The sequence below is a fragment of the Blautia glucerasea genome (assembly GCF_020537505.1).
In the GTDB taxonomy this organism is placed as follows: Bacteria; Bacillota; Clostridia; order Lachnospirales; family Lachnospiraceae; genus Blautia_A.
In genome coordinates this window covers 96962-112196 of sequence record NZ_JAJBMO010000006.1, presented here as the reverse complement: position 1 = coordinate 112196, position 15235 = coordinate 96962, and the positions used below count along the sequence as shown (strand labels likewise).

Below are 15235 nucleotides of genomic sequence, written 5' to 3'. Positions count from 1 at the left end.
AACTTTTCCAGGTACATTTTGTCCTATAAGTTAAAAAATATCTCCGGGAGAATTTTAAACTCCCGGAGATATTTTTTCTCATATTTTATTTTTTATGAAGATTAGTCGTTGGTCTGTTTCTGGCTTTCTACTTCTGCAAGCTTCATTGCACGAACCTTCAGCGGCAGGCCGAACAGAGTGATGAATCCGTCTGCATCATGGTGATCATACATATCACCTGTTGTGAAGGAAGCAAGAGACTCATTGTAAAGGCTGTATGGGGAAGTTGTTCCGGCTTTGATGATGTTGCCTTTGTAAAGTTTAAACTTTACTTCACCAGTTACATATTTCTGGGTGGACTCTACGAATGCCTGGATTGCTTCACGAAGAGGTGTGAACCATTTTCCTTCGTAAACAACCTGTGCAAGCTGGCTGCCAAGTTTCTTTTTGGTCTCAAGTGTCTCACGGTCAAGAATCAGCTCCTCAAGCTGCTCATGTGCTGCCATAAGGATTGTTCCGCCAGGAGTCTCGTAAACACCACGGGATTTCATGCCTACAACACGGTTCTCAACGATATCGATGATACCAATTCCATTTTCGCCGCCAAGCTTGTTCAGTTCGGTGATGATTTCGGAAACCTTCATTGCTTTTCCGTTTAAAGTCTTCGGAACACCAGCCTCAAATGTCATGGTAACTTCGGTCTCTTTATCTGGTGCTTTCTCAGGTGTTACGCTGAGAACTAACATATCGTCATAGTTCGGAGCCTGTGCCGGATCCTCAAGCTCAAGTCCCTCATGGCTGATGTGCCACAGGTTACGGTCGCGGCTGTAGCTGTGCTTTGCATCAAATGGAAGGTTGATTCCATGAGCCTGGCAGAATGCGATCTCGTCTTCACGGGACTGCATGGTCCAAACATCTGTCATACGCCATGGAGCGATGATCTTAATGTCTGGTGCAAGAGCCTTGATTCCAAGCTCGAAACGGATCTGGTCATTTCCTTTACCAGTAGCACCGTGGCAGATTGCAACTGCGTTCTCTTTTCTGGCAATCTCAACCAGCTTCTTAGCGATAGCAGGACGGGCCATGGAAGTACCAAGAAGGTATTTGTGCTCATATACAGCGCCTGCCTCTACGCATGGCATAATGTAGTTGTCACAGAAATCATCTACGATGTCTTCAATGTATAATTTGGAAGCACCGGAAAGTTTTGCTCTCTCTTCAAGACCATCCAGCTCATTTCCCTGTCCGCAGTTTACACAGCAGCAAACTACTTCGTAATCAAATGTTTCTTTCAGCCACGGAATCAGTGCTGTGGTATCAAGTCCGCCTGAATATGCAAGTACAACTTTTTCTTTCATAATATTTACCTCTTTTCTTTTATCCCTCTGAAACAGATAGGGTTATAAATCGTATTAAATTTTGAATAAATATTCATTGTGAAAACGGCACTTTAATGAGTCGCGCCATTCACAAGGAATAATATACAACAATACTCATAAATATGCAATAGGAAATTTGAGAAAATTTTAAAAATTATTTGCATAAAAATACATCATTTAATAGGTAAATACGCGATAAAATGCACAAAAAAGTTGTAAGCGACAGAAAAATAAGGGAAAAATCACTATTGCATAATATGCAAAGAAGATGTATAATCTGAACATAATTATTCGCAGATGTTTTTTTCGTGGCCTATTTTACCCGGAAGGATTGCTGAGAATATGAAGATACGGAGGTTGAAAAAATGATTAAAGCTGGAATTATCGGTGCAACCGGTTATGCAGGAAACGAGATCGTGCGTCTCCTTCTTGGACATAAAGAGGTGGAAGTAGCATGGTTTGGTTCCCGAAGCTACATTGATAAAAAATATGCAGGAATCTATCAGAACTTTTTTAAACTGGTAGATGCCAAATGTATGGATGATAATATGGAAGCGCTTGCGGATGAGGTAGATGTAATTTTCACTGCAACTCCTCAGGGACTGTGTGCTTCTCTTGTAAATGAAGGAATTCTTTCCAGAGCCAAGGTGATTGACTTAAGTGCAGACTTCCGTATTAAAGATGTGAAGAAATACGAAAAGTGGTATGGAATCGAGCATAAATCACCGCAGTTTATTGACGAAGCTGTCTATGGACTGTGCGAGATCAACCGTGAGGACATTAAGAAGGCACGCCTGATCGCCAACCCGGGATGCTATCCTACCTGTTCTACACTGTCTATTTACCCTCTTTTAAAGGCTGGTATGATCGATCCAAATACCATCATTATTGATGCAAAATCCGGTACAACAGGTGCTGGAAGAGGTGCTAAGGTTGACAATCTCTACTGCGAAGTAAATGAGAATATTAAGGCGTATGGCGTTGCCACACACAGACATACTCCGGAGATTGAGGACCAGTTAGGATATGCCTGTGGGCAGGAAGTAACTATTAACTTTACCCCACATCTTGTTCCAATGAACAGAGGTATTCTGGTTACTGCGTACGCTTCTCTGACTAAAGATGTGACATACGAAGAAGTAAAAGCGGCATATGATGCATGCTATGAGAATGAGACCTTCGTACGAGTTCTGGACAAGGATGTATGCCCACAGACCAAGTGGGTAGAGGGCAGCAATTACGTGGATGTGAACTTTAAGATTGACCCAAGAACTCACAGAATCATCATGATGGGTGCCATTGATAATCTGGTAAAAGGTGCGGCTGGACAGGCTGTTCAGAATATGAACCTGATGTTTGGATTTGACGAGGCAGAGGGATTATTACAGGTTCCCATGTATCCGTAAAAGTGAGAATGGAAACCAGTTCTGAGATTGTTTTCAGGATAGATTTATTTTATAAAATGAACATATGATTTGCCTGACAGGGCAAAGGAGGAGTATAGCTATGGAGATCATTACAGGCGGTGTTACCGCTGCAAAGGGCTTTAAAGCAGCAGCAACAGCAGCAGAAATTAAATACAAAGGCCGTACAGATATGGCTATGATTTACAGCGAGGTTCCCTGTGTGGCAGCAGGTACCTTTACCACAAATGTGGTGAAGGCAGCTCCTGTAAAATGGGACCAGGATGTGGTTTATAATCACTCATCTGCACAGGCTGTGATCTGCAACAGCGGTATTGCAAATGCATGTACCGGAGCAGAAGGGTATGGCTATTGCAAGGCAACTGCAGATGCCGCTTCTGAGATTCTTGGAATCCCGGCAGACAGTGTGTTAGTGGCTTCTACAGGTGTTATTGGAATGCAGATCCCGATCGACAGAATTGTAAATGGTGTGAAGGCTATGGCGCCGAAGCTGGACGGCTCTTTGGACGCTGGAACAGAGGCTGCCAAGGCAATCATGACCACAGATACAGTGAAAAAAGAGGTGGCTGTACAGATCGAGATTGGCGGAAAAACAGTTACGGTGGGCGGTATGTGCAAGGGTTCCGGAATGATCCATCCCAACATGTGTACCATGCTTGGATTTGTTACAACAGACGCAGCAATCTCCAAAGAAATGCTTCAGAAGGCATTGAGTGCAAACATCAAAGATACCTTTAATATGGTTTCGGTTGATGGAGATACCTCCACAAATGATACTGTTCTGCTCCTTGCAAATGGCATGGCAGACAACCCTGAAATCACAGAAGAGGGCGCTGGTTTTGATAAATTTATGGAGGCTTTGAACTATATTAATACCTGTTTGTCAAAGAAAATTGCAGGTGACGGAGAGGGTGCAACTGCACTTTTTGAAGTGAAGATTGTGGGCGCTAAGACAAAAGAAGATGCGGTTACACTTAGCAAATCCGTAGTCACTTCTTCCCTTACAAAAGCTGCAATTTACGGTCATGATGCAAACTGGGGACGAATTTTGTGCGCTATGGGATACTCCGGAGTGCAGTTTGATCCGGAAAAGGTTGACCTGTATTTTGAGAGCCGCGCAGGAAAATTAAAGATCATTGAGAACGGTGTTTCCACTGGATATGACGAAGCAGAGGCAACCAAAATCCTGTCTGAAGACGAGGTAACAGCTATTGCAGATGTAAAGATGGGTGACGGGAAAGCAACTGCATGGGGGTGTGACCTTACTTATGATTATGTAAAGATTAACGCGGATTACCGCTCCTGATGCTGGATGCCCTGGGATCAATTGAAGGGCAAGGTTTGACAGAGCGAGGAAATGTGAAAGAAAGGTAAGAGAAAAATGGTAAATCAGAAATATCTTGACAAGGCAGAGGTGCTGATCGAGGCACTTCCCTATATACAGCGTTTTAACCGTAAGATCGTCGTTATCAAATATGGCGGAAGCGCTATGCTGGATGAAGAACTGAAGGCAAATGTAATTAAGGACGCAGTTCTTCTGAAGCTGGTTGGTTTCAAGCCGATCATTGTGCATGGAGGCGGCAAGGAAATCAGCAAATGGGTTGGAAAGGTTGGCATGGAAGCCAAGTTTATCAATGGCCTTCGTGTAACAGATGCCCAGACAATGGAAATCGCAGAGATGGTTCTTGCAAGGGTAAACAAAGAACTGGTTACCCATGTGGAATCTCTTGGTGTACAGGCTGTTGGTATCAGCGGAAAAGATGGCGGACTCTTAAAATGCAAGAAGAAATATTCAAACGGAGAGGATATTGGATTTGTTGGTGATATTACAGAAGTAAATCCGAAAATCCTTTACGATCTGCTGGAAAAAGATTTTCTTCCGATTGTTTTCCCAATCGGATTTGATGATAATTATGACAGCTATAACATCAATGCAGATGATGCGGCCTGTGCAATTGCAGAGGCGGTACATGCTGAGAAGCTGGCATTCCTTTCTGATATTGAGGGCGTTTACAAGGATAAAGATGATCCATCATCCTTGATTTCTGAGCTCCATATTCAGGCGGCACGAAAGCTGATCGAGGACGGATATGTTGGCGGTGGAATGATTCCGAAGCTGAACAACTGTATCGAAGCAATTGAGCATGGAGTTAACCGTGTGCATATTCTTGACGGAAGAATCCCACACAGTCTGCTGCTGGAAATCTTTACAAATAAAGGTATCGGAACTGCTATTTTAAGAGAGGACGGAGAGAAATATTACCATGAACATGAATAATCAGATGGAAGAATCAGAGGCTAGTATTCTTCATACATATAATCGTTTTCCTGTAGTTTTTGAGCGCGGAGTGGGCGTACATCTCTATGATTCTGAAGGCGCTAAGTACCTGGATTTTGCAGCTGGAATTGCTGTAAATTCTCTTGGATATCATTATCCGGGATATGATGAAGCACTGAAAGAGCAGATTGATAAACTGACTCATATTTCCAATTTGTATTATAATGAGCCGATTATTGAGGCTGGCGCAAAGCTGGTAAATACAAGCCGCATGGATAAAGCTTTCTTTACAAACAGTGGTACAGAAGCTATTGAGGGCGCTTTAAAGGCTGCGAAAAAATACGCTTATGAGCGTGACGGACATGCAGATCATGAGATCATTGCCATGAATCATTCCTTCCATGGAAGATCGATCGGAGCACTTTCTGTTACAGGAAATGCACATTATCGTGAGCCTTTTGAGCCCCTTATGGGTGGTGTAAAGTTTGCTGATTTTAATGATCTGGAGAGCGTAAAAGCCCAGGTTACAGATAAAACCTGTGCCATTATTATGGAAACGGTACAGGGAGAAGGCGGTGTCTATCCGGCCACAAGAGAGTTCTTAGAGGGCGTTCGTGCCCTGTGTGATGAGAAGGATATTCTTCTTATTTTGGATGAAATCCAGTGTGGAATGGGACGTTCCGGATACTATTTTGCATGGCAGGCATACGGCGTTCAGCCAGATATTATGACCTGTGCAAAAGCTCTTGGCTGTGGTGTTCCGGTAGGTGCTTTTGTGCTGAATAAGAAGGTTGCACAGGCTTCCCTGAAGCCGGGAGACCACGGTACAACTTATGGAGGAAACCCGTTTGTATGCGCTGCTGTAAGCAAGGTTTTTGATATTTATGAGAAGGATATGATCCTCACTCACGTACAGGAATTAACTCCATATCTTGAGAAAAAACTGGATGAACTTGTAGAGAAACATGAGTGTGCGGCTGCAAGAAGAGGTATGGGATTTATGCAGGGAATTGTCATCGCAGGACGTCCTGTAGGAGAGGTTGTTAAGAAGGCTCTGGAGAAGAAACTGCTGGTTATTTCAGCTGGAAGTGACGTGCTTCGTATTGTACCTCCGCTTGTGATCACGAAGGCAGATATTGATGAAATGGCGGAGATTCTGGATGAGTGTCTGGCGTAAAACGGAGCTGATTTTAAGCCTTAAAAGAGAATAAAAATGATAGAAAAAAGGTACCTCGGAGATGAATTTGAGGTACCTTTTTCTAGCGTTTAAGCTTCGTATATGGAGCCTTGATGTTTAAAATTTTGAGGCGATTTTATTCTTCTGCGAAGTCAAATTCGTCTTTAAATTTCTCTTTGAAGATATCAAAAACTGCGGTGAGAATATCGTCGTCATCAACGAAAACATAGCTTTCGTTTTCCTCAGTTCCATCATCCTCTACCTGAAGGATCAGCACTTCTTCATCCTCGTCCTCGTCCTCACCTTCCACGTCCTCAATAGGTGGGAGAAGAACTACGTAGCGCTTGTCTTCGTACTCAACAAGATCCAGAAATTCGAAATCCATGTCTTCGCCGTTCTCATCTGTGAGGGTGATGATTTCAATTTCTTCTTCGTCTGCTGTTGTTATGTTCTTTTCGTCTGCCATTGTTGGTCTCCTTTCACTTTTGACACGCCAGCCCGGGTGCCATATTTGTTGAAAATATTATAGCAATTGTGAGAGCTGTTGAATAGATGGAAAATATAGAAAATTTCAGAAATCTTTTTGCGGATTGCCAGATAAAATAAAAGATAAAAAACATATTGACAAGTAAAATTGTCAATGATACAATACAAACAGTAAGAAATGACAAAGATACTTGTCATGATGACAACAAAATAAGTCATTTTAATAGATACAGCTGAATCTATAAGGTTGCTACTCAAAGTGTGTACAGTAACTCTGCTACGAAGGAAAAGAAGGGAGCGTTTGAAATGGCGCTGGAGAACCGATTGAAGGAACATCGTGCCAGGCTTGGAATCAACCAGGCTGATATGGGGAAGCTGGCTGGAGTGTCCAGACAGACCATCAGTCTGATCGAGAGGGGAGACTATTCGCCTTCAGTGACGCTGGCTTTGAAGCTGGCGAAGATCTGTCAGGTGACAGTGGAAGATATTTTTACTTATACGGAGGATGGAGAAGATGAATAAGGGAAAATCTAAGAAGAAAATGAATTCCTATTTAAAGATGGTACTGATCATGCTGGCAGGTGGTGTTGTTGGAGGAATTTTTGGTTTTGTTACATCGTACAGCGGGGAGAACTCTATAGCAGCTATTGGGCATGGAATGAATGTATTTCTTTTAGCTGTACGTGATCATACAGTGCTGTTGGAATGTATCTGCGGCGCGATCTGTATTATGATCTGTGAGATCCATTTTGGAAAGATGAAGAGAATGGGAAGCCAGATACAGGATGCAGAGGACGAAGAATATCATGAATTGCAATATCATATTGAAGTGTCCTCCAGCTGGGGGATGATCGCAAGTACAGTGGGAACGGTTCTTATGATGCTGATCATTTCACCAGGATACTCTATGAAATATATTGAGAGCCAGAGTGACGGTGAGACCGGGATGTTCTTAGCAGGACTAGTTGTGTTTATGGGAATGGTTGTATATTTTGGTATGTGGCAGGTTCGCTATGTAAAGTTGGTCCAGAGAATTTATCCCGAGAAGAAAGGCGATCCTGCTTCTATGAAATTCCAGGAGCAGTGGCTTGCTAGCTGTGACGAAGCAGAGAAGGAAGAAATATACGAAGCAAGTTATAAGACTTACCTGCTGACTGGAAAAGTACTTCCTGTTTGTACCTTGATAGCCATGTTGCTTCATATGGTATGGAATACAGGCGTTCTTGCTATTATCATTCCTGCTTTCCTTTGGATTCTGTCAGCGTCTAATTACTGCCACTGCTGTGTTACGAAAAAAAGCGAAAAACTTGCAAGGTGAATGAATCTTTGAAAAATACATATAATATTACCATGAAAGTCCCGGTCGGCAGCTGTGGGAGCGCCATAGGTGCGGAACAGCTGACTTTCATGGTGATGTCGCCGACAGGCGACATGTCCGTTTATTGTGGAGGTGCCAGAAGTGCACCTCCTTTTCTTCCCGGGAAAGGGAGCTGCTTTTGGGAAAGCGGCAGAAAGTCAATTGGATCAGAGAAAGTATCTGGAAGTATAGGACTGCTTATGGAGGTATTATATGTGGGGATTTCTTGTAGCGTTGATATCTGGTGCACTGATGAGTATTCAAGGCGTTTTTAACACTGAAGTAACTAAGCAGACCAATCTGTGGGTGTCTACCGGCTGGGTGCAGTTTTCGGCATTTCTGGTCTGTATCCTGGCGTGGATCTTTACTGGGCGGGATAGTATTGGCGCACTGTGGCAGGTGGAGAACAAATATACTTTGCTTGGCGGTGTGATTGGGGCGTTTATCACAATAACGGTCATTCAGAGCATGGGAAGCCTTGGACCTGCAAGGGCGGCCATGCTGATTGTGATCTCTCAGCTGGCAGTTGCCTATATAATTGAATTGTTCGGGCTCTTTGGCGTAGAAAAAGTGGATTTCCAGTGGCGAAAACTGATCGGTATGGCAGTTGCCATTGTAGGAATTGTCATATTTAAATGGGAGAAATAAGGCAAATAGATAAAAGTCTGATAAAAATTAGAAATGGTATTGTAAAAAATGTAAAGTTTCGTTAAAATAGATGAGGTAAAGCATGAGTAGTGGGAACCTGTGCATAAAGCGAAAGGGGAGCCCACATGGAAATAAAAAAGAAATATAGATGTGGAAACTGGATGGTTTTGCTTTTTCTCTGTACGGTGCTGGCACTGACAGGCTGTATGCGCCGGGAAGATGTTTTTTTGGAAGAGATAACTTCGGAAGAAGAACCAGCAGAAGGAAAGGCGATAGAAGAGAGCAGAATAGATGAAGACTGCGATACTGCAGATGGGATAACAGAGAATGTAGTTTCGAACATATCGTCAGAAACTACAGTTCCACAGAAAATATTCGTTGATGTATGTGGCGCAGTTGCGAATCCGGGCGTTTATGAGCTGGATGAGGGTGCACGTGTTTTTCAGGCTGTTAATGCGGCTGGAGGATACCTGCCTGAGGCAGCAGTAAATTACCTGAACAGAGCCCGGAGTCTTGGAGATGGGCAGCAGATTTATGTTCCTACTGAGGAAGAAGTTGCTGCGGATTTGGAGCTTGCACTGGCCAAGGTGCCGGAGGCATTGAATGAAAGTGGGAATACTGGGGGTTTGGAAGCAGACGAAAACTCTGGCGGTCAGATGGGAACAGTTTCGGAGCCAGATGGAAACGAGGGGGATGTGGCAGATGCTTCCAGGATTGATCTGAATACTGCGGATGTGGGACAGCTCTCTACATTAAGTGGAATCGGGCAATCCAAGGCAGAATCCATCATCGCATACAGAGAGGAACATGGAGGCTTTACTTCTATAGAAGAGATTATGAATGTAGAAGGTATCAAAGAAGGTACCTTTTCAAAAATAAAAGACAAGATATCAGCTGGATAAGGGAGATTCTTAAATGAGCAGGAAAGTTTTGGTAGTAGATGATGAGAAACTGATTGTAAAGGGAATCCGTTTCAGCCTGGAGCAGGATGGAATGGAAGTGGATTGTGCCTACGATGGCGAGGAAGCATTGGAGATGGCGAAGGAGAAGAAATATGACATCATCCTTCTGGATCTTATGCTGCCTAAGATGGATGGCTTCGAAGTGTGTCAGCAGATCAGGGAATTTTCAAATGTTCCTATTGTAATGTTGACAGCAAAAGGCGAGGACATGGATAAGATCCTTGGACTTGAGTATGGCGCAGATGATTATATCACCAAGCCATTTAATATTCTTGAGGTAAAAGCGAGGATTAAGGCAATTATGCGCCGTGCAGGCAGCAATCAGGAAGAAAAAGAGAAAGCCAAGACCATTGAGGCTGGCGATCTGAAGATGGATTGCGAGAGCCGTCGTGTGTTTATTGCTGGCAAGGAGATCAATCTCACAGCCAAGGAATTTGATGTGCTGGAGCTTTTGGTGTTTAACCCGAATAAAGTTTACAGCCGTGAGAACCTGCTTAATATTGTATGGGGATATGAGTATCCAGGTGATGTTCGTACTGTGGATGTACATATCCGTCGTTTGCGTGAGAAAATTGAGGCGAATCCCAGTGAGCCGAAATATGTACACACCAAATGGGGTGTGGGATATTATTTCCAGGCCTAAGCCATGCCAGAAAAAAAGAAACCCAGCTTCCTAAAAAGTCTGCGTTTCCGTATTCTGATCATTCTGGTCATTCTGGGGATTGTACCAAGTGTTATTGTTGCTCATGTGATGGTAGCTGCTTATGAGAGCAAGGCTGTGGCTGTCCGTAAGCAGACTGTTGAAAAGCAGTGTGACATTTTGTGCAACCTGTTAATTAAAGAGAATTATATGAATGACTCCAGCTCGCAGAATGTAAACAGCAAGCTGGAGTTGTTGTCTAATGTATATGACGGAAGAATTCTGTTAGTTGACAGGGACTATAGAATTATCAAGGATACCTATGGCGTAGATGAAGGAAAAACATTGATCTCTACTATGGTGATCAAATGTTTCAAAGGCGAGGAAGCCAGCCGATATAACAATAAAACACAGAAGATAGAGATGGCACTTCCTGTTAAAAGTCCGGAGGTAAAGCAGCTTCAGGGTGCTATGCTGATCAGCTTTTCTTCCAATGAGATCGCACAGAACATTCAGGAACTGGAGCAGAAGAGTATTCTGATCACAGGGATTATTATTGTTCTGGCTATCCTGTTGGGATATGTACTTTCTACAGTGCTTGTGAAGCCATTTGCCCGTATAACCAAGTCTATTGAAGATCTGACGGATGGTTACCAGAATGAGGAGATTTCCGTTCCTGATTATACAGAGACGGCGCTGATCACAGATGCGTTTAATAAGATGCTTTCCAGAATGAAGATTTTGGACGAGTCCAGAAATGAGTTTGTTTCCAATGTGTCTCATGAGCTGAAAACTCCCCTTACATCCATGAAGGTACTTGCGGACTCCCTGGTGGGCCAGGAAGGGGTTCCCGAAGAACTGTATCAGGAGTTTATGGGGGACATTACTGCGGAAATCGACAGGGAAAACAAGATCATTACGGATCTTCTTTCCCTTGTGAAAATGGATAAGAAGGCAGCAGACCTGAATGTGGAGCATATGAATATCAACCAGCTTCTGGAAGATATTTTAAAAAGACTTCGTCCTATTGCAGACAAGCGAAATATTGATCTGATCCTGGATAGTTTCCGTCCTGTGGAAGCAGATGTGGATGAAGTAAAGTTCACCCTTGCAGTGAGCAATTTAGTTGAAAATGGTATTAAATACAATGTTGATGATGGATGGGTTCGTGTAACCCTGGATGCTGACCATAAATATTTTTACGTGAAAGTTGCAGATTCCGGAATGGGCATTCCGGAAGATTCAATTGAAAGGATTTTTGAGCGTTTTTATCGTGTGGACAAATCCCATTCCAAGGAAATCGGCGGCACAGGTCTTGGCCTTGCGATTACCAGAAGTGCAGTAACCATGCACCATGGTACGATTCAGGTGGCCAGCAGGGAAGGGGAAGGAACTACCTTTACTGTCCGCATTCCATTATCATATATTCCGTAGGAGGTGCCAGATGAAGAAACTTTTAAGTACAGTGACGGCGCTGCTTCTGGTCATCAGCCTTCTTAGCGGATGCTCGGTGGAATCTCAGACAGAGAAAACCGAGAGCGTCAGCAACCAGTACTATTTATATTATATAAACAAAGATGAGACGAAAATTGTAAAAGTTCAGTACTATCCGGAGCAGGAAAGCGCTGAGTTTATGATCCAGGACTTTATAGGGATTCTGAATGGCCAGGAAGCAAACGGGGAAAACCAGGCTCTTTTGCCTTCTGGAGTCCAGCTTGTCACCTATCGGTTGAATGAATCCTTATTGGAACTGGAGTTTAACAGTGACTACAGCAATATTTCGCGGACCAGAGAAATTCTGGTGCGTGCAGGTGTGGCAAGAACCTTTCTTCAGATCCCGGGAGTTACCGGAGTGAAGATCTTTATAGGAAGTCAGGAGCTTACAGATTCCAAAGGTCAGGCTCTGGGTGTGATTGACAGCAATACCTTCGTGGAAATGTGGGGCTCTGATAAGGATGCTTATCGTTATGATACCTTTACCCTTTATTTCACGGACAAGTCGGGAGAACATCTTGTAGCAGAGCAGAGAAACGTATATTACAAAAGAATTCTGCCAAGAGAAAGGGTTATCCTGGAGCAGTTGGCCAAGGGACCAATGGTAAAGGGACATTATCCTACTATTCCGCAGAATACAGACATTCTGGGAGTGGAAGTATCGGATAATATCTGTTATGTGAATTTCAGCTCAGCTTTTTCGGATTCCGGAGTTGATATTCCTGTGAATACCATGATCTACTCAGTTGTAAATTCCCTTTTGGATACGTCATCCGCAGATAAGGTGCAGATTTCAATTGAAGGAAATACAGAGGCTGCTTTAAGTGATGGAACATCCTTATATAATCTTTTCAACAAGAACACAGATCTGATCCTAAAAGAAGATCAGGGCTAACAAGGAAAGGGGCATAAGATGACGCGAAGACCGCTGTGTCTGTTGTGTCTGGCACTGATGCTCTTTCTGTGCGTGGCTGACCGGGCAGGACTTCCCTTTATCCGGGGGAATCCTGTTCCGGAAAATACAGCTTCCTGGATTGAGAAACATCCGCAAGCAACTGTTTGCGGGGAAGTGTTACAGATCACAGAAAATGAATTTACACAATCTATTTATCTAAGCAATGCTTATCTAATCTATCAACCAAAGAAGAATCAGTCAGAGAAAAACCAATCGAAAAAAATATCCATCGAAAATGTAAAAGTATTTTTTAAGAAAAAAGAAGAAGTTCCAGTTGGAACTGTTGTTTTGGTGTCCGGAAAGTTGGAGCGAGTAGAAGAAAAGCGGAATCCGGGAGAATTTGACAGCCAGCAGTATTATGCTACCCAGCATATTTTTTATTTTATGAAAAAAGCAGAAATATTGGAAAAATCAAAAAACTATTCGGTATACCGGCAGAGGATGAATCAGCTGAGGGAGTATTTGGGCAGCGTACTGGAGAAAATTTCAGGAAAAGAATCTGGGATTTTTCAGGCAATCGTGCTTGGGGATAAAAGCAGCTTAGACAAAGAGGTAAAGCTTCGCTATCAGGTTTCAGGAATTGTACATGTGTTGGCTATTTCAGGCCTTCATATCAGTGTTGTGGGTATGGGGATTTATAATCTGTTAATGAAAACTGGGATGGGAATCTGGCCATCTGGTATTATTTCACTATTTCTTCTGCTTCAATACGGAATTATGACGGGGGGAAGCGTGTCTACTATGCGTGCAGTCTGTATGTTTCTAATAGCAGTTGGGGCGAAAATAACCGGGCGGATTTATGATCTTCCTACTGCGCTGGCGGTTTCAGCAGTAATGCTGGTAGGAGATTCTGGAGCGTATTTGTATAGCAGTGGATTTCTTTTGTCTTTTAGCGCAGTTGTGGGGGCGGGCGTGGTGGTTCCGGCTATAACCAGAAACGGAAAGAAGAAACCCATGCTGGCGTTAATTGCATCCCTGGGAGTTCAGCTGACTATGCTGCCGATATCCCTGTATTTTTTCGGAGAGGTGTCTTTGACCGGAATATTTTTGAACCTGATCGTGCTGCCTACAGTAGGAATTTTATTAGGGAGCGGCGTGCTGGGGCTTTTGACTGGCTGTGTGAACGATAAGGTTGGGAGTGTTGTAATTTTACCAGGAAGAATACTGGCGGAAGTTTATGATGAGTTATGTAAGCTGGCTGGCAACCTGCCGCTAGGAACCTGGATCGCCGGTCAGCCCAGACTTTGGCAGGTAGCGGTATATTATGTTCTTCTGGCAGGAGCAGTTGCAGTGCTTACATATAAAGATGCCGGAAAAGGAAAAACATTTCATAAAAGGAAAGAAATACAGAATGAAAAGCCGCAAAATAGAAAAATATGGAATGAAAAAAGGCAAAACTCTAAATTGCAAAATCATCGTTTACCAAACAGAGAAATACATAGTGCTGGAAAAAAGAATGGATTTGAAAGAAATCTGGCAGGCCACAGGATAACGGCCCTTGCAGTTATGGGCATAGCCCTGCTCATTCTGACCTGGCGTGGACCGAAACCGTTTTCCATCACATGTCTGGATGTGGGACAAGGAGACGGGATAATTTTGCGTACTCCCCAGGAAAACTGTTTCCTGGTGGATGGAGGCAGCACCAACAAATCAGGCGTGGGGCAGTACCAGATATTGCCATACCTGAAAAATCAAGGAATCTCCCGAATTGACGGCATTTTTGTTTCCCATACAGATCAGGATCATATCAATGGAATACAGGAAATTTTGGAACTAACAACTATGAATCTTAATTCTGTAAAAATTGGATGTCTTTATCTTCCAAAATGGAAAAATCCTCCTGAAGCCTGGCGGAAATTGGAGGCATTGGCAATGACAGCAGGAATTCCAGTAAGAAAGCTGGAATCTGGGAACCAGTTGAAGGCAGGAAAATTGAGATTGAATGTATTAGCTCCTTTTCCAGAGGCGTCAGGCTCGGATGTAAATGAAGATGGCATGGTAATACTGGCTGAATATGGGGAGTTCCGGGGACTATTGACGGGAGATATAGGAGAAGAGACAGAGAAAAAGCTGATGGCACAGGGACTTTTGGAGGATGTGGATTTCTTGAAGGTGGGGCATCATGGCTCCCACTATTCAACCTGCCAGCAATTTCTTGATACTGTTCGTCCGGAGTATGCTTTTATTTCCTGTTCCGAAACCAATACCTATGGACATCCTTCGCCGGAAGTTGTGAAACGTCTGGAAGAAGCTGGCAGTCAGATTTGTTTTACCATGAAAAACGGGGCGGTAAGTGTCTGCTGGGAGAAGGGGAAAATTGCGGTTAAAAGATATATAGAAGGCTAATCTGCCCAAAATATACTTTTATAAAACACGAAAATGTGGTATGGTTTAAAGGAACGTCAGGTGTGACAGCGAAGTCAGACGGATAAGGGTTGTTGTTCGCATGCGATATT

14 protein-coding genes are annotated in these 15235 nt (G+C 43.3%); 12 read left to right on the top strand and 2 right to left on the bottom strand.

Annotation, left to right across the window (positions count from 1 at the left end; all coding sequences use genetic code 11):
- Nucleotides 1-101: 101 nt before the first annotated feature.
- Entirely contained in the window at nucleotides 102-1337 is a 1236-nt protein-coding gene (locus LIQ05_RS07165) for an argininosuccinate synthase (RefSeq protein WP_226819669.1), read from the bottom strand.
- Between the two features lie 386 nt (nucleotides 1338-1723).
- On the opposite strand from LIQ05_RS07165, the gene argC reads away from it, so the two are divergent.
- From argC to LIQ05_RS07145, 4 genes are all read left to right on the top strand, one after another.
- On the top strand, nucleotides 1724-2764 hold the full coding sequence (argC, locus tag LIQ05_RS07160; protein WP_226819668.1) for an N-acetyl-gamma-glutamyl-phosphate reductase: 1041 nt from the start codon (nucleotides 1724-1726) through the stop codon (nucleotides 2762-2764).
- 100 nt (nucleotides 2765-2864) lie between these two features.
- Nucleotides 2865-4088 carry a bifunctional glutamate N-acetyltransferase/amino-acid acetyltransferase ArgJ gene (gene argJ / locus LIQ05_RS07155; protein WP_226819667.1) on the top strand — a complete coding sequence of 408 codons (1224 nt, stop codon included), beginning with the start codon at nucleotides 2865-2867 and terminating at the stop codon, nucleotides 4086-4088.
- Nucleotides 4089-4163: 75 nt separating this feature from the next.
- Nucleotides 4164-5060 carry an acetylglutamate kinase gene (gene argB, locus LIQ05_RS07150; RefSeq protein ID WP_226819666.1) on the top strand — a complete coding sequence of 299 codons (897 nt, stop codon included), beginning with the start codon at nucleotides 4164-4166 and terminating at the stop codon, nucleotides 5058-5060.
- Nucleotides 5047-6237 (top strand): aspartate aminotransferase family protein, encoded by a 1191-nt coding sequence (locus tag LIQ05_RS07145; protein ID WP_226819665.1) that lies wholly within the window; start codon nucleotides 5047-5049, stop codon nucleotides 6235-6237. The genes argB and LIQ05_RS07145 overlap by 14 nt, the downstream gene beginning before the upstream one ends.
- 136 nt (nucleotides 6238-6373) lie before the next feature.
- On the opposite strand, the gene LIQ05_RS07140 is transcribed toward LIQ05_RS07145, so the two are convergent.
- Nucleotides 6374-6703, bottom strand: coding sequence for a DUF1292 domain-containing protein (locus LIQ05_RS07140; RefSeq protein ID WP_226819664.1), 330 nt, complete (start codon nucleotides 6701-6703; stop codon nucleotides 6374-6376).
- 326 nt (nucleotides 6704-7029) lie between these two features.
- On the opposite strand from LIQ05_RS07140, the gene LIQ05_RS07135 reads away from it, so the two are divergent.
- The 8 genes from LIQ05_RS07135 (at nucleotide 7030) to LIQ05_RS07100 (ending at nucleotide 15125) form a co-directional block, all read left to right on the top strand.
- Nucleotides 7030-7245: a helix-turn-helix transcriptional regulator gene (locus tag LIQ05_RS07135; RefSeq protein WP_226819663.1), complete on the top strand. Its 216-nt coding sequence runs from the start codon at nucleotides 7030-7032 to the stop codon at nucleotides 7243-7245.
- Nucleotides 7238-8041 carry a DUF3169 family protein gene (locus LIQ05_RS07130; RefSeq protein ID WP_226819662.1) on the top strand — a complete coding sequence of 268 codons (804 nt, stop codon included), beginning with the start codon at nucleotides 7238-7240 and terminating at the stop codon, nucleotides 8039-8041. Before LIQ05_RS07135 ends, LIQ05_RS07130 begins: the two co-directional genes overlap by 8 nt.
- 252 nt (nucleotides 8042-8293) lie before the next feature.
- Nucleotides 8294-8728: a DMT family transporter gene (locus LIQ05_RS07125; RefSeq protein WP_226819661.1), complete on the top strand. Its 435-nt coding sequence runs from the start codon at nucleotides 8294-8296 to the stop codon at nucleotides 8726-8728.
- 125 nt (nucleotides 8729-8853) lie between these two features.
- Nucleotides 8854-9630, top strand: coding sequence for a ComEA family DNA-binding protein (locus LIQ05_RS07120; RefSeq protein ID WP_226819660.1), 777 nt, complete (start codon nucleotides 8854-8856; stop codon nucleotides 9628-9630).
- A 13-nt stretch (nucleotides 9631-9643) separates the two neighbouring features.
- The gene (locus LIQ05_RS07115) at nucleotides 9644-10333 is read left to right on the top strand and encodes a response regulator transcription factor (protein ID WP_021925592.1); all 690 of its coding nucleotides are present in this window, start codon (nucleotides 9644-9646) and stop codon (nucleotides 10331-10333) included.
- Nucleotides 10334-10336: 3 nt separating this feature from the next.
- On the top strand, nucleotides 10337-11764 hold the full coding sequence (locus LIQ05_RS07110) for a sensor histidine kinase (protein ID WP_226819659.1): 1428 nt from the start codon (nucleotides 10337-10339) through the stop codon (nucleotides 11762-11764).
- Nucleotides 11765-11774: 10 nt separating this feature from the next.
- The gene (locus LIQ05_RS07105; RefSeq protein ID WP_226819658.1) at nucleotides 11775-12719 is read left to right on the top strand and encodes a GerMN domain-containing protein; all 945 of its coding nucleotides are present in this window, start codon (nucleotides 11775-11777) and stop codon (nucleotides 12717-12719) included.
- A gap of 18 nt (nucleotides 12720-12737) precedes the next feature.
- Nucleotides 12738-15125 (top strand): ComEC/Rec2 family competence protein, encoded by a 2388-nt coding sequence (locus LIQ05_RS07100; RefSeq protein WP_226819657.1) that lies wholly within the window; start codon nucleotides 12738-12740, stop codon nucleotides 15123-15125.
- Nucleotides 15126-15235: the final 110 nt, after the last annotated feature.